We start from the raw sequence: 19,070 nt of genomic DNA on the forward strand, positions 1-19,070 counted from the left end.
CGCCGCGCCGCCCGACCCGGCACGACGCACGGAAGCCCATGCGCCGACATCCCGATCAAGTTCGGGACGTCAGTTCATAATGCGCGATGAATCGCGCACAGTCCGTCCGCTAACGTACCGGCCGGGATGCCGGCCCGCCGGCTCACAGCAGCACCGCCTGCGCAGCCCCCAGCGTCACGACCACGCTATGCCGCCGACCATCGTCCACGAGCCGCACCGCCGCTTCGCCGGTGGCGAGCCGCACGCCATCGACGACGAGGCGCGACACGCCGCCGCTGACGTCGTCCGGATTCTCGACGACGATGTCGTAGTGCGACGCCCCGTGACGCAGCGTTGCCCGGAAGCCTGGCCAGGAGCGCGGGATGCACGGTTGAATGGACAGCATGTCGCCATGCCTGCGCAGGCCGAGCAGGCCTTCGACGCCCGCGCGATACAGCCAGCCCGCCGAGCCGGTGTACCAGGTCCATCCGCCGCGGCCGACATGCGGCGCGACCGAATAGACATCCGCCGCGACCACGTACGGCTCCACCCGATAGCGATTCGCGCCGCTGCGCGTGCGGCTGCGATTGACCGGATTGAGCAGCGCGAACAGATCCGCGGCGCGATCGCCGTCACCCATTTGCGCGAACGCGAGCACCGACCACGTGGCCGCATGCGTGTACTGGCCGCCGTTTTCCCGGATGCCCGGCGGATAACCCTTGATATAGCCGGGATCGACCGGCGAACGATCGAACGGCGGCGCGAACAGCAGCGCCAGGCCATCGGCGCGGCGGATCAGCCGCGCGTCCAGCGCGCCCATCGCGCGCGCGGCGCGCGCCGGGTCCGCCGCGCCCGACAGCACGCTCCACGACTGCGCGATCGCGTCGATCGAACATTCGGCGTTGCCGGCCGAGCCGAGCGGCGTACCGTCGTCGAAGTAGCCGCGCCGATACCACTCGCCGTCCCATCCCGCATCGGCGAGCGCGTCGCGCAACGCGTCGGCGCGCGTCAGCCAGCGCGCTGCCAGATCGCCCGCGCCGCGCGCCCTGGCGAGCGGCGCGAACGCCGTGAGCGTCGCATGCAGGAACCACCCGAGCCACACGCTTTCGCCCCGTCCGGCCTCGCCGACCCGGTTCATGCCGTCGTTCCAGTCGCCCGTGCCGATCAGCGGCAGGCCATGCTCGCCGACATGCGCGAGGCTGGACTCCAGCCCGCGCACGCAATGCTCGAACAGCGGCGCGCTCGTTTCCGAGATGCGCGGGACGAAGAATGCGTCCTGCTCGTCGGCGGCCAGCGGTCGCCCGTCGATGAACGGGATCGACGCATCGAGAATCGCCCGGTCGCCGCTGACGTCGACGTAGTGCGCGACCGCATGGGCGAGCCAGACGCGGTCGTCGGAGATCCGCGTGCGTACGCCGCTGCCGCTTTCCGGCAGCCACCAGTGCTGCATGTCGCCCTCCGGAAACTGGCGCGCCGCCGCCCGCAGCAGATGCTCGCGCGTCAGCGCCGGGCGGGCGGCCGCGAGCGCCATGCCGTCCTGCAGCTGATCGCGAAAACCGTACGCGCCGCTGGCCTGATAAAAGCCCGCACGCGCCCAGATCCGGCACGACAGCGTCTGGTACAGCAGCCAGCGGTTCAGCATCAGATCCATCGCGCGGTCCGGCGTCTCGACCTGGAGCGCGCCGAGCGTCTCGTCCCAGAACGCCGTCACGGCGGCGAATATCGCGTCGAGATCCGCCTGACGGTAATGCTCGATCAACTGTCGCGCCGCCGCCGCATCGGCGCCTTCGCCGAGCAGCAAGACGATTTCGACGACACCGCCGGGTTCGAGATCGACCGTGGTCTGCAACGCGGCACACGGGTCGAGCCCGGCGCCGACCCGGCCCGACAGCGGCGGCGCGCCGACGCTGCCCGGAAAACCGGCGGGATCGCTCAGCACGCCATTACGGCCGATGAACTCGCGCCGGTCCGCGCTCCAGGCGGTTTGCCGGCCGCATAGATCGGCGAACGCCACCCTGCCGCGATACGCCTGGCTCCAGTCGTTGCGGGCAAACAGCGCGCCGGTGGATGGATCGATCTCGCTCGCGGTGTGCGGCGCCGCAACGCTGCGCGACGCGCCCAGCGCCCACTCCGCATAGGTTGCGACGGACAGCCGGCGGGTCCGGTCGGACAGGTTGCGCAAGGTCAGGCGGGAAATCTTGACGGGATCGGCCAGCGGCACGAACTGCAGCAGTTCGACGGCGACCTCGGCGGCAGTATGCGCATACCGGCTGTAGCCCTGGCCATGGCTCGCCACGAACGGAGTCGCGCCCGGCGCGTCGTCGCCGATCGAGTTCGCCTGCGGCCCCCAGCGCATGCCGGTCTCGTCGTCGCGGACATAGAACACCTCGCTGGGCGGATCGGTAACAGGGTCGTTCGACCATGGCGTCAGCGGATGCTCGCGGCTGTTCGTGACCCAGGTATAGCCGCCCCCTTCCACCGAGCTCAGGAAGCCGCACGACGGGTTCGCGACGACGTTGACCCACGGCATCGGCGTGCATTGACCGGGCTGCAGGATCACGACGTATTCGCGGCCGCCGCGCGCGAAACCGCCGATGCCGTTGAAGTATTCGAGACCGGCGCCGGCCTGCGCACCCTTCGGCGGCAGTAACGCGGGCGGCGGCAGCGGCGGGCGCGCGGCATCCGAGCGGGCGGGCAGCGGTGAACCCGCGAGCCGTCGCAGCTGATCCACCAGCCGGCCGTTGCGCGCGGCGAGCACGGCGCGCGCGGCCGACGGAAACAGCGCGCGCGCCGCCGCCGCCATCAGGTCGTCGCGCAGCACGAAAATACTGCCGCGCCCGGCTTCTGCCGGCTGCTGCCGGGCCCGCACCAGCCCCTCGAGCGCCGCCTGCAAATCCTGCACATACGATGCCGCGCGCTCGTTGACGATGACCAGATCGACCTCGAGCCGCTTCATCCGCCAATACTCGTGCGCGCGGATCAGCTGCCGCACCATCGCGATGTGCTCGATGTCGTCGATCCGCACCAGCAGGATCGGCAGATCCCCCGATACGCCATGCGTCCATAGCGGCGACGCGCCCACGCCGCCCGCCGCCGACACCGCCGCCGCATGGCGCAGCAGTGCGGCGGAACCCGGCCGCATCGACGCGTCGCTGTAGAGCATGTATCCGGCCAGCTGCTGGAACAACGCGGCCTCGTCGAGGCTCACCGCGCTATGCCGCAGTTGCACCTGCGCCTGGGTCCACGCGAGCATCGCCGCACGCGCGAACGATTCGCCGTCGCGATGCTTGTCGACCAGGTCGAGCAGCTGCGCGCGCGAATCCGCGACGATGGTCCAGTAGACCACGCTCGCCTTCGCGCCCGGCTCGATGCGCAGCCGCCGCCGCAACGTGAACGCCGCGTCCAGCACCGCGCCTTCGGAAGCGCCCAGCGCGCGCCGTTCGGTCAGCGCAAGCGGCAGTCGAACGCCGCGCCCGCGCCCGATGAAGCGCAATCGATCGGTGTCGAATTCTTCCGCGCCGACGGTTTCGCCGGAAGTCACCGCCAGATGGGCGGCCCAGACCTCCGCCTCGTTCGGCGCGCGCTTGCGCCGCGTCGCCAGAATCGCGCCGGACGCCGGCACGTACTCGGTCTCGATGAACAGCTTCGAGAACGCGGGATGGGCGTGATCGGCCGCGGGCGGCGCGAGCACGATTTCCGCGTAGGACGTGAATTCGATCACGCGGGCCCGGGTGCCTGCATTGGCCACCGACACCCGCCGCACCTCCGCGTCGTCCTCGGCGGAGACCACCACCTCGAGCGACGTCGTCAAGGTGCCGTCGCGCCGCACGAACTCGGCGCGATCCTCGGTGAACGTCACTTCGTAGCTGTCCGGCACCACGCCGGTGGGTTGCCACGCGGCCGACCAGACGTCACCGCTGTCGACGTCGCGCAGATACAGATAGCTGCCCCAATCGTCGCGCGTCACGTCCTCCCGCCAGCGCGTGACCGCCAGATCGTCGCGGCGGCTGTAGCCGGAACCCGCGGCCGTGAGCATCACCGCGTAGCGGCCGTTGGACAGCAGATGCGTGACGGGCGCGGGATCGTCCGCCGACAGCAGGCGCCGCGCGACGCCGGCATCGATGCCATGCATCCTGCCGGCGGGGCTCGCATCGACCCGCGGGCGCCCTGCCGCGACCCGGCCCGGCACCCGCTCCTGCAACAGCAGCTCGGTGGCGCGGACGGCCGGCTCGCCGTGGAAGAACGCGCGAATGCGCCCGCCCAGCAGCGCATTGGCGATCGACACGATCGACATGCCCTGGTGATGCGCCATGAACGCCCGCACGATGGCCACCGGCATGCCTTCCGGCACGCGCGCGGGCGTGTAGTCGAGCGCTTCGTAGAAGCCGAAGCGCCCGCACGCGCCGGCCGCGCGCAGCCGCTCGAAGTTGCGCGCGGCGGCATCCGGCGCGACCATCGCCGCGAGCGCGGTCGCATAGGGTGCAACCACCAGGTTCTGGTCGAGATCGCGCTTGAGCCCCAACTCCGGCACGCCGAAGCTCGAATACTGATAGGTCAGCTCGATGTCGCGCGTGTTGTACGCCGATTCGGACATGCCCCACGGCAGACGCAGCCCGTCGCCATAGGCGATCTGCCGACGCACCACCAGGTGATTGGTACGCGCGAGCAGGCTGCTGTCCGGCGCGCGCATCACCAGCGACGGCATCAGGTATTCGAACATCGATCCCGACCACGAGATCAGCGCCGCGCCGTGCCCGATCGGCGTCGCCAGGCGGCCGAGCCGGAACCAGTGCCGCGCCGGGACATCGCCCTTCGCGATCGCGACGAAACTCGCCAGGCGAGCCTCCGACGCCAGCAGATCGTAGTTGCCCGGATCGAGCCGTCCGTCGGCCACCGCATAGCCGATCGACAGCAGATTCCGCACCGGGTCGAGCAGAAAGCCGAACTCCATCGCATAGGCCATCTGCAACGCGGTATCGGCCAGCGCATGAAGACGCTTGTTCAACACGTCCGCTTCGTCCGGCGTGCGCGTCGCGTCGCGACAATGCCCCTGCACCGCGTGCTCCAGCGCCTGCGCCCAGAACAGCACGTCGTCGACGTCGCCGCCCCGCACGCGACCGACGTCGTCCATCAGCGCACGCGCGACATCGGCGACCGTCGCGGCGAGGACCGTGATCGCCGGCCATTCCGGCGCGGCGCGGCCGTCCGGTGCGCCGTCGTCCCCGGCCGGCGCGGCGAGCGTCTCCTCCAGCTCGGTCGCGGCCCGCTCGAATTCGCCGTGCAAGGCCGTCCGGGCGTCGCCTTCCCGGCACACGGCGTTGCGCAACAGCTCGAGCGTATCGCCGATCCCTTCATACGCGGCCTGCCGCCCCACGCCGGCGGGCTGATTCGCCCATGCGCGGCAACCGTTGCCGAGCGCGATCAGGTGGCCGGCGAGATTGCCGCTGTCGACCGACGACACGTACCGCGGCTCGAGGGGCCGCAGGTCGCGCGTGTCGTACCAGTTATAGAAATGGCCGCGATAGCGCGACATCAGCCGCATCGTCGCAAGGGTCGCCTCCAGCCGCGACACCGCGTCCAGCGTGCCGAGCCAGCCGAACTCGCGGGCGCTGACGGCGGACAGCAGATACAGCCCGATATTGGTCGGCGAAGTCCGGTGCGCGACAACGGGCTTCGGGTCCTCCTGGAAATTGTCCAGCGGCAGCATCTGATCGTCGGCTGTCACGAAGGTCTCGAAATAACGCCAGGTCCGGCGCGCGTCGCGCCGCAGTCGGCGCGCATCGTGCGGGGCCACCGCCAGTTCGCCCGCAGGCCGCGGTGCGCGGCTCAGCCAGTAGGCGATCGCAGGCGCCGCAAGCCAGACCAGCGCGAACGGAACGGCCAGCCAGCCCGCATGACGATCGAAGCGCCAGCCCGCCGCCAGGCCGGCAGCCGCAGCCAGCAGCGCGAGCGTCACGCCGCCGCGCATCTGCCGATAGGTGAGCGCCAGGGTCCGCCGCTCGCGCGCCCCGGCTTCGGCCGCCGTGGTCCATTCGAGCAGGTGGCGACGGCTGATCCCCACGCGAAACAGCGTGCGCGCGATCGCGTCGCCCATCGACCACGCCTGCTGCGGCAGCATGACGATCGACAGGCCGAACCGCGTCAACGCGAACCGCAGCTCCGTCGACCATGCATAAAGCACGCTGCGCGTGGTCATCTTCACGTGCGTGCGCCGCCAGCGCGGCACCAGTCCGCTCAATACGGGCAACAGGAACGGCAGCGCGATCGTCATCAGCACGAACGCACTCCAGGCGAGCGACACGGGCAGCGGCAGCATCCATCCGGCCAGCAGCGCGACCAGCATGGCGGGCGCCGTGAGCGTGCGGCGCAGGTTGTCCAGCATCTTCCAGCGGCCGACCGCCGTCAGCCGTTCGCGACCGAAAATCAACCACGGCAGGAGCTGCCAGTCGCCGCGCGCCCATCGGTGCAGGCGTCCCGCCGCGACGTCGTAGCGGGACGGCGACGCTTCGACGACCTCGATATCCGACGCCAGCCCGGCCCGCGCGAAAATGCCTTCGAACAGATCGTGACTGAGCACCGTGTTCTCCGGCACGCGGCCGGCGAGCACCGCCTCGAACGCATCGACGTCGTAGATGCCCTTGCCCGCATACGAGCCTTCGTCGAACAGGTCCTGATAGACATCCGATACCGCCGACACGTAAGGATCGATGCCGTGCGCGCTCGACGACACGCGCTGGAACAGCGAGCCCTCGTCGCCGCTCGCGAGGGATGACGTGACGCGCGGCTGAAGGACGCCGTAGCCTTCGACGATGCGCCGGCTCGCCGGGTCGAATACCGGCCGGTTGAGCGGGTGCGCCATCTTGCCGACCAGGCGGCGCACGGTATCGCGCAGCAGCCGCGTATCGGCATCGAGCGTGATCACGTAGCGCACGTCCTGCGGCACGCGCGGCGGCCGGCCTTCCGGCGCGATGAACGTCGTGTCCTGCGCCCCGCGCAGCAACCGGTTCAGCTCGTGCAGCTTGCCGCGCTTGCGCTCCCAGCCCATCCAGCACCGTTCGCCGTCGTTCCACACGCGCTTGCGGTGCAGCAGCAGAAAACGCTCGCCTTCGCCCGGTGCCGCCGGATAGAGGCGATTCAACCGGTCGATGCCCGCCGCCGCGGAGGCCAGCAGCCCGTCGTCGCTGTCGGCGTGCGGAGTGGGCGCGTCCACCCAGTCGGAGAGCAATGCGAAGTACAGCGCGCCGTTGGGGCTCGCCAGATGATGAATTTCCAGTTGCTCGATCTGCTCGGCGAGCGCCGCTTCCGTCGTCAGCAGCACCGGCACGGCGACCAGGGTGCGCAGGTCCGGCGGGATGCCGTCGAGCAATGCGAGGCCGGGCAGGATCTTCGCGCCGACATCGCGCATCACGCTGCGATTGACGAGCGCGAGCGCGGCATCGAGCGCCGGCAGCAGGCCGGCGACGCCGAGCCAGATCAGCCAGTGGCCGGGCGGTTCGACGCGCGTGAGCCACGCCAGCATGCCCGCCAGCAGCAGCGCGGCGATCAGCCCGATACGGCCGAGATAACCGCCGAGACCGGCGCGGCGTGTCAGGCGCCGCAACCACAACGCAACGGGCGGCCGATAGCCGATCTCCGCTTCGAGCGCGGCGCGGCCGTCCGCCAGCAGGTAGTAACCGGGGTCGGTCTCGCGGCCCCGTACCGCGCCGGCGGCCGGCGCGCGGGCTGCCGCATCGGCGACGACGCGCCGGGCAATCTCGAGCTCGCTGACCGGCGCGCCGCGGGCAAGCGCTTCAACGGCGTCGCGATACAGGTTGCGCGTGGGGAAATCCATCTCCGCGAAGCCCGGGTGGCTGCGCAGCACCTGATCGACCAGGCTGATGCGTTCGAACAGATCGGTCCAGTCCACCTCCGAAATCAGCCGCATGCTGGTGATCACGTTGCGCACGGTCAGGCTGGCGGCACCCTGTTGATGGTTGACGGAGGCAACGATCTGGTCCGGCGTCGCGCCGCGCGCCGCCAGGTGCCGATGCAGCCACGCGAGTGCCGGCGCGACGGCCGGATCGGGATCATGCAGCCGCTGAATCAGCTGCACCGCGAACGCATCGTGCAATACGGCCTGCTCATAACGGGCGACGAGCGGCTCCGTCTCCACCCGCGCCTGCCCGCCTTCGCCGAGCAGGCGATCCGCGAGCGCATCAGCGTCGAGCCGCGCGCGCCGGTCGTCGATGATCTGATCCGCGAGCCGCCGCAGGTTTTCGATCAGCACGATCCGCAGCGTGATCGCCACCGCCCACAGTTCGCCGATCGTCAGCGGTTCCACGGCCTGGTAGGCAAGCATGAAACGGCATAGCGCATCGGGATCGAAACGACTGTCGGTATGCGCGACGAATGACCAGTTGATTCCGAACACGCGCGGATAACCGGCGAACGGGCCGTTGCTCAGTTTGGGCAGTTGCCGGTAATAGCGAGGGGAAAGATCGTCGCGGATCTGCCGCACCTGTTCCGCGACAAGATAGTAGTTGTCGAGCAGCCACTCCGCCGCGGGCGTGATTTCCTCACCGCGCGCGTCTGCGGCCACCGTGTTCCGGTAGGCCTTCAGCAGATGATCCGCGTTGTCCTTCAGCCGTGTGCCCAGCGAGGGGCCCGACGCAGCACCGGGCAACACCTTCTGCGCGCGAGCCAGGCTGCCCGCATGCTGCGCGAGTCGCTCGTCGCCGAAGAACTCCTCGCGAATCGGCCGGGCATTGCTCCACGGCGAGGTCCGGCGTCGCGAAACGCGCGCAACGTGAATCTTCAAGAGGCGTCCTCCCAGATGACCGCACCGCTCAGCCAGGCTTCACGCCGGCGCGCCGGGGCCGTCAAACCGCTTCCGACAACGATGTCGCGACGGGTTCGCCATGCAAGCCGCCGTGCGGCGCGGAGCAGTCGATGGCGTGCTCGCACGCCATCGACACGAACGCATCGCGTGTCGTATGCAGCGCGGCCGCCGTCCGATCGATGTCATGCACGATGTGCTTCGGCAGGCACAGCTCGATCCGCACGGAACTCGATGTCATCCGGGTCAGGTCGATATCGAAGAACCGCCAGATTCCGTCGCCGACATCGACCTCCGACGCCTGCAATACGGACATGTCCGTGGTCGGCGGCGGGACGAGACGCGCGGACCGGTCATAACGGGCCACGACCCGTTGCGCGGCGGCCGCCTGCAACTCGCCATACGAGTCGCCCTCCACGTCAACCTCGGGAAAATCCGGAAGCGCGCCGCGATAGCGGGGATTCCCGTGCCGCGTGATATAGATCGGATATTTCATGAACCGCTCCAGACAGAAGAATGCGACGAACGTCATCGTGCATCACGGCCGCCCGGTGAGTCGGTACGCTGAAGAACAGTCTTCGGGGCAGGTTTAGTGGTGACTTGCCCGTCGGGCACGCACCGGGTCGCCGGATGCCGCGCGATCCGCGCCTGGCAATTGCGACGCGCTCGATGCCGGTAGGGCGCCGTACGGACGATTTGCATGACGATCGAGCGCATTGCTCGCATCGGGCGCGTCCGCCTCCTCTGCTGCCGGCACGCCCGTGACGACCAGGGATGCGGTGCGCTTCATCGCACATGCGCCAGGTTGTTGCCATCGAAGCGGAGCGTCACCGTGAATCCCGTCACACTCGTTCGATCTGCCGCGTTCATCCTCGCGGCATTCGCCGTCGGCGCGTGGGGTTGCCTGTGCCTCGCGGCCCCACGCGTCATCGTCGCGGCCCTCGTCGCGGCCCTCGTCGCGCAGTCCGCTGCGGGTCGCCAATGTCCGGTATACGTTCGCAATCCTTCTGATTTGCAAGCTGCAGAGTGACTTGCCGGAACCCATCGCCGGGCGTATGGTTTATTTCTCTGTCGCCCTTTTTGGGGAGATATCGAAATGGCTGCCATGCAATCCGCGGCCACGCCCCTCTCCGACGAGGAAGCCCGGCGCCAGCTGCGCCGCGCCGTCATAGCCAGCACGATCGGCACCACGATCGAATGGTATGACTTTTTCCTCTACAGCACGGTCACCGGCCTGGTCTTCGCAAAGCTGTATTTCCCGCAATCCCATCCTCTCGTCGGCACGCTGCAGGCGTTTCTGATCTATGCCGTCGGCTTTGTCGCGCGGCCGGTCGGCGCGGCGATCTTCGGCCATTACGGCGACCGCATCGGACGCAAGGCCACACTGATCGTGACCCTGCTGCTGATGGGGCTCGCCACGTTCGCCGTGGCTTTCGTCCCGACCTACGCGACGATCGGCATCTGGGGCGCCGTTTTCCTCACGGTGCTGCGCTTCATCCAGGGCGTCGGCGTCGGCGGCGAATGGGGCGGCTCGGTCCTGATGTCGATGGAATGGGCGCGCACCAATGCACATCGCGGCTTCGTCGCGTCGTGGCCGCAGTTCGGCGTGCCGGCGGGATTGTTCCTCGCCAACCTAGCCGTGCTGGCCATGAGCTGGTTTTCCGGCAGCAGTTTCCTCGCGTGGGGCTGGCGCGTGCCGTTTTTCCTCAGCATCGTGCTGGTCGCGATCGGGCTCTATATCCGCCTGAATATTCTCGAAACGCCGATCTTCGCGAAGCTGCTGGCCGAGCGCCGGATCGAGAAGACGCCGATGCTCGAAGTGCTGCGCAAGCAGCCGAGGGATATCGTGCTGTCGGCGTTTGCGCGGATGGCCGAACAGGCGCCGTTCTATATCTTTACAGCGTTCGTGTTCACCTACGGGATCACGGCGCTGGGCGTCACGCGTGAACTGCTGCTGACGGCGGTTCTGGTTGCATCCGTGGTCGAATTCTTCACCATCCCGCTGTTCGGGCACGTGTCGGATCTGATCGGGCGGCGGCGGATGTACATGATCGGTGCGGCTGCCGTTGGTGTGTTCGGATTCCTCTACTTCGCAATGGTCGATAGCCGGAATCCGGTATGGATCTTCGCGGCCATCGTGCTGTCGCTGGTCCCGCATTCGATGATGTACGGGCCGCAGGCTGCGTTGATTGCCGAGTCGTTTACCGGGCGGTTGCGATACAGCGGTGCGTCGATGGGGTATCAGCTCGCTTCGGTCATCGCAGGCGGCCCGGCACCGCTGATCGCGACGGCGCTGTTTGCCTACTACCATTCGGGGTATGCGATCGCGGTGTACGTGCTGGTGTGTGCGGTGCTGAGCCTGGTCGCCGCATCGAAGCTCGGGGACTACACGAACAAGGATATTTCGCGGGAATACGACGAAGCGCGGGATCTGGGGGATCACGGACACGCGCCACCGCTGACTTGACGGGTTGGCCGGCGATCGCGCCATCGATGATGCATAGGGTGACGAGGCGGCTGCCGGCCCGCTTTCCGCACCCGGTCTCGATTCAGGACCATACGCGCGCGCGGAAAACGAGACGACTTCTTGATGGCGTGCAGTCGAACTCACGCCCGCTCAGCCGCGCCCCGCTCACTTCCTGCTATCCGCACGAACGGAGCCCAGCGCTTCGAGCAACGGCCGCAGCGCATCGAGTTCCGCGCCGAAGCCGGCCCAATCCCCCGCCTTCAGCCGCTCGAGCGCGCGGTCGTAATGGGCCAGCGCGTCGCGAGCGCGCGCGTCCGGCGCACCGCGGGCCGGTGCCGCCACCGGCCCCGGCCCCGTCTCCTTGAAGAGCGCTGCGAGCGCCTCGCTCAGGTTTTCCTCCATCACGACGCGATCACCATAGGCCGCGATCACCCGCTTCAGCTCGGGCAATTGGCCCGACGCCGCGCGCAGATAAAGCGGCGACACGTAGAGAATCGAATTCTCGATCGGCACGACCACGAGATGGCCGCGAATCACGCGTGAGCCCATCTGGTTCCACAGCGAGATCTGCTGCGAGATTTCCGTGCTCTGCTGGATGCGCGCCTCGATCTGGTACGGCCCGTAGATCAGCTTGTCCTTGGGGAACGCGTAGACGATCAGCTTGCCGTACCCGGGCGGATCGCAACGCGCGGCCAGCCACGCGATCATGTTCTCGCGCTGGCTCGGCACCATCGGCAGCATCAGCACGAAGCCGGCCTGCGCGTCGCCGGGCAGCCTCATGATCGTGTAGTACGGCGCCATCTGCGCGTTCGCGGCGTCGCCCCCGTCGATATCGCCCAGCGCGCGAGGAAACTGCCAGAGGTCCTCGCGGTTATAGAACACTTCCGGTGCATCCATGTGATAAGCGCGGTAGAGGTTCGCCTGGATCAGAAACAGATCCTCGGGGTAGCGGATATGCTGTCGAAGATCCGGCGGCATCGCGTCGAGCGGCTTGAACAGGCCGGGGAAGATGCGCGCGTAAGTCCGCACCAGCGGATCGGAAGGATCGCTGACGTAGAAGTCGACCGTGCCGTTGTACGCGTCGACCACCACCTTGACCGCGTTGCGGATGTAGTTGGCGCCGTCGCCGACACCGGGCGGCGCATACGGAAACCAGCGGCTGGTCGTATAGGCGTCCTGCATCCAGAACAGGCGTCCGCTGCTTGCCACCACATACGGGTCGTGGTCGAGCGCGAGAAACGGCGCAATCGTGCGTATCCGGTCCCGGATGTTGCGGTGAAACAGGATCCTGCTGTCGTTCGTGATGTAGTGCGTCAGCAGGATGTTGGGATCACCGAACTGCCATGCGAAGAGGCTGCGCCGCGCCGCGCCGCCGATCGCGACACCATCGCGCCCGCTGTAGGACGTGTAGACGTTGCTGTCGCCCTTCGGGTAGTCGAATTCGGGCACGCTGCCCTTCACGATCACATAACCCTGCCCGCCTTCGCCGAAGTAAATACGCGGTTCGCGGATCGCCGGTCCGCCGTCCGCGACAGGCGGAATGTCGCGCAGATACAGCGACGGCAGGCCTTCCGTCGATTTCTCGGTGACCGGCGACATCACGACGCCGTTGCCGTGGGTAAACAGCAGATGCAGGTTCACCCAGGTTCGGGCGTTCTCCGGCAGCATCGACTGCTCCAGCTCGCGCGCCGACAGCATGACCTGCCGGTAGCCGGAGTCGAGCCGGTAGCGATCGATATCCACGGCGAAGAACTTGTAGTAAGTCCTGATCTCCTGCAACTGCGCATAGGTATCCATCAGCGGCTGCACATCCCACAGGCGGATGTTGTCGACGGTCGCGCGATTGGCCTGCAGCGACGCGAGATTCAGGCCCTGCCCGGCCGCGAACGGCTTGACCTCGATCTGCGCGAGACCGTAAGCCTGTCTCGTCAACGCGATGTTGTGCTGGATATAGGGCGTCTCGAGCTGCAGCTCGCTCGGCTTGACGTAGAAGCGCTGGAACAGCGCGGGATAGACGATGCCCAGCGCAAACGAAGTGCCGAACACCAGCAGCACCGCGGCGGCCGGCAGCCGATAGCCGGGCCGGCGCAGGTTGACCAGCATCGCAACGGCCGACGCAATGGCGAGGCCGACGAGCAGCCACAGCACCGGCAGCATCACGTGGACGTCCGTATAGCCGGCGCCGACCACGACACCGTTGTTGTCGTAGAGCAGCAGAAAGCGTTCGAGCCACCAGGACCAGGCTTTCAGCAGGAAGAACAGCGCCAGCAGCGCCGAACCGTGAACGGCGGCAGCCGACGAAAGCCCCTTCGGCGGGCGCAACATGATGTCGCCGCGCAGCCAGTAGACGCTGCCTGCGACGATCGCGCAGCAGGCGACCACTTGCAGCAGCAGGTTCTTCAGTACGATCCAGACGGGCAGCGCGAACAGATAGAAACCGATGTCCTTGCCGAAGATCGGATCGCGCGCGCCGAACGGCACCCGATGCAGAAAGCGCAGCGCAACATCCCAGCTCGACATCGCACCGGCGGCGATCGCAAGCCCGAGGAAGACGGCACCCGCGGCGATGACCGCGCGCCATGGAACGCGCGATGCGACCTCCGCTGCGAGCGCCCGAAGGACATCCTCCGCACGCGTCGACGAAGCTTCCTCTACCTGCCAGACATCGACGGGCCTTGCAAAACGATGCGCGAGCAGCCCCGACGCGCCGATCGCGGCCGCCGACACGGCGAGCACCGCGACGAACAGCAGCACCCTCGCGGACAGGATCGTCCAGAAGACGCCGGCATAGCCGATCGACGAGAACCAAAGCCAGTCGACCAGGATACCGGTGATGCGCCCGATGACGATCAGGCAGGCGACGACGGCCGCAGCCGCGATCCCATAGCGCCCCAGGCGCGAGACGGACGTTGCTTGCGAGCGCATCGAGGCTCCTTTGCCGGGCCGTCATGCGAGGCCGGCTGCGGCCGGATCGGGGTATGCCGCCGATCCGTCGGTCGGGATCGCGGCCGGCCGCATGTCTGAATGCTACGCTCGTTGCCGGCACGTCGCCATCCGACGGCACGCGCGACGTCACTTGCGGGCGATCGATCGCAGTGCACTGCAGCAAATCCGATCGCGTCTCACTCGCGGGACGCGATGTGAAGCCGGGTGAGCACACGGTCAACGGGGCATTTGCACGCCATCCGGGTCACGCTCACAATGAGCGTTCGGGCGGCTTGCCGCGCCGGAACGGACGGAGGGCGAAATGGGCGATCCCTATGATCTTCAGCGCTTTGTCGACGCACAGGATTCGGTGTATGCGCAGGTATGCGACGAGCTGAAGAACGGACACAAGCGAAGCCACTGGATGTGGTTCGTGTTTCCGCAGATCGAAGGGCTTGGCAACAGCGCGATGGCGCAACGGTATGCGATCTCGACACTGGCCGAAGCCGTCGCGTATCTTCAGCATCCGCTGCTCGGCGAAAGGCTGCGGGAATGCACACGGCTGGTCAATCACGTCGAAGGCAGTTCGATCCAGACGATTTTCGGGTATCCGGACTACCTGAAATTCCGGTCGTCGGTCACGTTGTTCGCGCATGCGACTGCCGACAACGCGGTGTTCGTGGAGGCGCTCGAGAAATATTTCGGTGGTGAGGCCGATCACGATACGCTCGCGCGAATCTAGGCGGGGGCGGCGCGAATAAACCGCCAGGCCTCGGGCCAGGGATGTCCCCTGGGGTGCCGGGCATCGCATGCATTGCCCGGCACCACCGATCGCGCTATGCCGCGCGAACTACATCAGAACTGATACCCCGCGCCAACCACCGCGCCGAAATCCGACCGGCTGTTGCCCGTCACCGACGCCTTGACGACCCAGCGGTTGCTCTCCGTCACGTACGAGTAGCCGGCGGCAAACCCCTGCTGGCCATGATAGTTCGCGGTCGCCGCCGACACCATCGAGCGCCCCGCACCCGTCGGCTGCGGCAGGCCGGCCACCGCCATCGCCGACGCGACGCCGCCGTACATGTCCTTCTTCAGGTCGTTGAACGAGTTGTACACCTGCCCGATGCGCTGGTCGGTGTAGCTCTTCGCCTGCGTCGAAGCGGCCGTGAGGTTGTCGTTCAGCTGCTGCACGTTCACCGCGTCGGTCGGCGCCGTTCCGGCCGCGACGTTCGTGATCTGGCGCTCGCTGCCCTTCGCGCCGACCGAGAACGAATTGTCGCGATCAGCGACGGAGCCCTGGCCGACCGCCACCGCGTTCTTGCCGGTCGCGGTCGCCGTCGACCCGATCGAACCCGCATCGGCACGCGCGATCCACGTCGTGTTCGCATCGGTCGCCGCCGCGCGGATCTTGTCGTTGGCCGCCACGCTCTTCATCGCGTTGTTGAACTGGCCGACGTTGACCGCATCGTTGTCGTTCACGCCCGCCGCGACACCGGTCAGCGTGCGGTCGCCCGCCGAGCCGGAGAAATTCACGCTGGTGCCGCCCGTGTCTTTCCCGACCGTGATCGCGCCGTTCGGGTCCTGCTGCTGCACGAGGCCGGCCTTGCCGTTCGCGATGTTGGTCACGCTGCCCTGCAGGTTCGAGATGTCGGTCGTGTTCTTCGACACCTGCTGGTTGGTCGCGTAGAGCTGCGAGCCGTTCACCGCATCCGTGCTGGTGGCACTGAGCGTGCCTGCCTGCACGTTCGTGATGCGCGTGCCGCCGGCGCCGCCGAGCGTGATCGTGCTCTTCGAGCTGTCGTCGTACTGCACCGCGAGCGCGCCGAGCTGGTTGAGATTCGACTGCACGTCCTTCAGTTGCTTCACGTTCACCGCGTCGGTGTCACTGGTGCCCGCCGCGACGTTCTTGAGCACGACGGCCGAGTTCGTGTCGCCGCCGACGAGCGAAACCGAATTCAGCCGGTTGCCGTTCGCGTCGACATCGTATTTGACGACGTTCTTCACCGCCTCGCCGGCTTGACTGGACACCTGCGTGATCTGCTGTTCGAGAGCGGATTTCACGCCCGACAGCTGGCCGCCATTCACCGCGTCCGTGCTGCCCGCGGCGACGTTGCCGTCGGCCACGTTCGTCAGCTTCGTCGGGGCACCGGCGCGCGCCGCGCTGTAGGCGCCGAGTTGCGGGTCGAACTGCAGCGCGTCCTGTTGCAGCCCGGCGATCGCGGCCGTATTGCCGGCGATGTTCGTTTCGGCATTGCCGAGGCGCGTTTCGTGATTCTCGAGCGTCGTCGTGTTGCTGCCGACGCGGCCGTCGAGGTTCGTCAGCGCGTCGCCGACGTTGTTGAACGAGCCGCCACCGACCTTATAAGCCGGCGCGCCGATCGAACCGTCCGGATTCGCCGTTGCGCCGCCGCCGAGCGCGGCCGCAGTGCCGTCGATCGAGCGACGCAATTGCGCGCCGTTCACCGCGTCCGTGCTGCCGGACGCCACGTTGCCTTCCGCGACGTTGGTCACGCGCACCGGGCTGCCGCCGTTGCCCGCGCCGAGCGAAACCTGCTGCTTGCTCGCATCGTCGTACTTCACGGCCAGCGCATCGAGCTGGCTCGTGCCGTCGTGAATCGCTGCGGTCAACTGATCGACGTTGACCGCGTCCGTTCCGTTCTTGCCGGCCGCGACGTTGCTGATGAGTTGCGGGCCGTTGCCGCCGTGGCTCGCATCGTACGCGCCGAGGCTCGCGTTCCACTGGAGCGCATCCTGCTGAAGCGCGGCGATGTTGCCCGTATTCGTCGTCACCTGGTTGCCGACGGTCGTGATCGACTGATTGAGCGTGTCGGTCGCCTTGCCGAGCTGGCCGACGTTCACCGCGTCGCCCGCGGCAATGCCGTCCGCGACGTTGTGCAGGCCGACCGGTGCCTGCGCGCCCTTCCCGCCGAGCGTGACGCCGCCGTGCGCGTCGTCGTCATACTGCACCGCGTTCTTCGTCGCAGCGCCGATCTGGCTGGTGATCGACGTGCTCAGGTTGCCGAGCGTCGTGCTGAGGTTGCTCGTCACGCTCGTGCTGAGCGATGCGAGGCCGCCGTTCAGTTGCCCGACGTTGACGGCGTCGTGCACGTCCTTGCCGTCCGCGACGTTGTGCAGCGTGGTGCCGTTGGTGCCGGCGAACGTCACCGAATCGAACCCGCTCGCGCCGTCGTACTTCACGTTGCGCGTATCGGCCGCCTGCAGGTTGCCGATGTTCGAGGCGGTCGTGCTCAACGACGTGTTGATGCCGGAGACGCTGTTCTGCAGGTTTGCGATGTTCGAAGCCGCCGTCGAAATGGACGTTTGCAGCGGCGCGACGCTGCCCTTCAACTGGCCGACGTTCACCGCGTCGGTATCGGCCACGCCGGCCGCGACGCCGCCGATCGTGGTGCCGTTGCTGCCGTCGAGCGCGATCGCCGCATGCGAATCGTCCGTGTATTTCACGACGTTCTGCGTTGCCGACACGATGCTCGTGCTGAGGCTGTTGCCCACGTTGGTCACACGCTGGTCGACGTTCGTGATCGAAGTCGACAACGAATTGCCGACCGACGTCACGCGTGCGTCGACGTTGCCGATGCCCGTGCTGAGCGTGCTGTTCACGTTCTTCAACTGCTGGACGTTGACGGCATCCGTATCGGCCGCGCCCGCCGCGACGTTCTTCAGCTGGCGTTCGTTGCCGAGCGCGCCGAACGACACCGCGCCGCCGACCGGCGCTGCCGTGCCGCCGAATACCGGCGTGCCGCCGTTGTTCGCACCGACGCTGCCCGAGCCGATCGCAACCTGATTGTTGTCGTTCGTCTGTGCGCCCGCGCCGATCGCCACGGATTGCGTGCCGCCGGCGCGCGTCTGCGTCGCAGCGTCGTACGCGGCGCCGTTCGATACGCCGTCGCTCGACGTCGGGTTCGCGCCACCGATCGCAATCGAGCGATCGCCGCTCGCCAGCGCCGAGTGGCCGAGCGCGATCGAGCTCGTGCCGTGCGCATCGGCGACGTTGCCGAGCGCCATCGAGAAATCGCCGACAGCGGCCGACTGGCGGCCGACCGCGAGCGACGTATTGCCCTGCGCGACCGCCACCGTGCCGATCGCCGTGGCCGAGTTCGCCAGCGCCTGCGAGCCGACACCGATCGCAATCGCGCCGCCGCTGCTGGTGCCACCCTTGCTGCTCGCATTCGACTGATCGCCGATCGCGATACCGCTGGTGCCGGCCCTGGCATTCGTTCCCTGCGTCACGTTCGAGGTGCTCACCGCCACGTAGCTTCCGCTCTTCGTTGCCACGCAGAGCGGGTTCGTCCCGTCGATGCACTGGCCGTTCAGCGCGTTGTCCGGGTTGCCGCGGTCGACGAAATTGTCCGCGTGCGCGACCCCCGCGATCAGGACACCTGCGCCCGTGAACATGGCGGCGACAAGCGCCGAAATCTGATTCATCTTCATGCTGGTCTGCTCCGTTTTGTAACGTCTGGTTTGAATACGGACTACTTACTTTTATTGACAGCTTCGACTTCGACTGCGATTGCGACTTCAGTGCGGAACCCGTTCGCGATGTCCGGCCTGGCCGTGTCGAACGCGACACGCACCGACCGCGCAAATCGACAGGGCGTCCGATAGCCCGGGCACGCCGTCTCTTCCGGCCCGTTCCGTTAAATCGTTACCTGCATTAGGAATACGTATTGTTATTTATGGACGAGTTCGCCCCCGACCGAATCCGGAGATTCAACCCGTCTTTATAACTACCCTGAATCCGACGTCGCGCCGACCGCGACCAACCCCGTCTCTTTTACTTCATCTCCGGCAACCGGATTTCCGTTTCGATGCTCAGGACATTCGCTCAGACATGCATCAACTGATGCTTCGGACTCGAATCGCGCA

General features: G+C 67.4%; 7 protein-coding genes. 2 read left to right on the forward strand and 5 right to left on the reverse strand.

Going from position 1 to position 19,070, the window contains the following annotated elements:
- Positions 1–142: 142 nt before the first annotated feature.
- From DM992_RS33635 to DM992_RS41985, 3 genes are all read right to left on the reverse strand, one after another.
- Positions 143–8,776, reverse strand: a complete 8,634-nt coding sequence (locus DM992_RS33635) for a glucoamylase family protein (protein WP_111020617.1) — start codon at positions 8,774–8,776, stop codon at positions 143–145.
- A 61-nt stretch (positions 8,777–8,837) separates the two neighbouring features.
- Positions 8,838–9,290 (reverse strand): type II toxin-antitoxin system HicB family antitoxin, encoded by a 453-nt coding sequence (locus DM992_RS33640; protein ID WP_111021579.1) that lies wholly within the window; start codon positions 9,288–9,290, stop codon positions 8,838–8,840.
- A 93-nt stretch (positions 9,291–9,383) separates the two neighbouring features.
- The gene (locus DM992_RS41985) at positions 9,384–9,839 is read right to left on the reverse strand and encodes a hypothetical protein (protein WP_162631799.1); all 456 of its coding nucleotides are present in this window, start codon (positions 9,837–9,839) and stop codon (positions 9,384–9,386) included.
- Positions 9,840–9,890: 51 nt separating this feature from the next.
- Between DM992_RS41985 and DM992_RS33650 the strand changes: the two genes are divergently transcribed.
- Complete coding sequence (locus DM992_RS33650; protein ID WP_111020618.1) at positions 9,891–11,261, forward strand: MFS transporter; 1,371 nt, start codon at positions 9,891–9,893, stop codon at positions 11,259–11,261.
- Between the two features lie 165 nt (positions 11,262–11,426).
- Here DM992_RS33650 and DM992_RS33655 read toward each other — a convergent pair whose 3' ends face one another.
- The gene (locus DM992_RS33655; protein WP_111020619.1) at positions 11,427–14,186 is read right to left on the reverse strand and encodes a UPF0182 family protein; all 2,760 of its coding nucleotides are present in this window, start codon (positions 14,184–14,186) and stop codon (positions 11,427–11,429) included.
- 322 nt (positions 14,187–14,508) lie between these two features.
- Between DM992_RS33655 and DM992_RS33660 the strand changes: the two genes are divergently transcribed.
- Positions 14,509–14,928 carry a DUF1810 domain-containing protein gene (locus DM992_RS33660; RefSeq protein ID WP_111020620.1) on the forward strand — a complete coding sequence of 140 codons (420 nt, stop codon included), beginning with the start codon at positions 14,509–14,511 and terminating at the stop codon, positions 14,926–14,928.
- Positions 14,929–15,041: 113 nt separating this feature from the next.
- Here the strand turns inward: DM992_RS33660 and DM992_RS33665 are convergent, their stop codons facing one another.
- Positions 15,042–18,635: a YadA-like family protein gene (locus DM992_RS33665; protein ID WP_111020621.1), complete on the reverse strand. Its 3,594-nt coding sequence runs from the start codon at positions 18,633–18,635 to the stop codon at positions 15,042–15,044.
- Positions 18,636–19,070 lie beyond the last annotated feature (435 nt).

Origin of the sequence: Burkholderia sp. JP2-270 (genome assembly GCF_003233675.1) — a bacterium.
In the GTDB taxonomy this organism is placed as follows: Bacteria; Pseudomonadota; Gammaproteobacteria; order Burkholderiales; family Burkholderiaceae; genus Burkholderia; species Burkholderia pyrrocinia_C.

Excerpts from the sequence above, each read along its gene's own strand:
- DM992_RS33660 (WP_111020620.1), top strand. The coding sequence starts at position 14,509 with ATGGGCGATCCCTATGATCTTCAGCGCTTTGTCGACGCACAGGATTCG.
- DM992_RS33665 (WP_111020621.1), bottom strand. The coding sequence starts at position 18,635 with ATGAAGATGAATCAGATTTCGGCGCTTGTCGCCGCCATGTTCACGGGC.
- DM992_RS41985 (WP_162631799.1), bottom strand. The coding sequence starts at position 9,839 with ATGGGTTCCGGCAAGTCACTCTGCAGCTTGCAAATCAGAAGGATTGCG.
- DM992_RS33650 (WP_111020618.1), top strand. The coding sequence starts at position 9,891 with ATGGCTGCCATGCAATCCGCGGCCACGCCCCTCTCCGACGAGGAAGCC.
- DM992_RS33640 (WP_111021579.1), bottom strand. The coding sequence starts at position 9,290 with ATGAAATATCCGATCTATATCACGCGGCACGGGAATCCCCGCTATCGC.
- DM992_RS33655 (WP_111020619.1), bottom strand. The coding sequence starts at position 14,186 with ATGCGCTCGCAAGCAACGTCCGTCTCGCGCCTGGGGCGCTATGGGATC.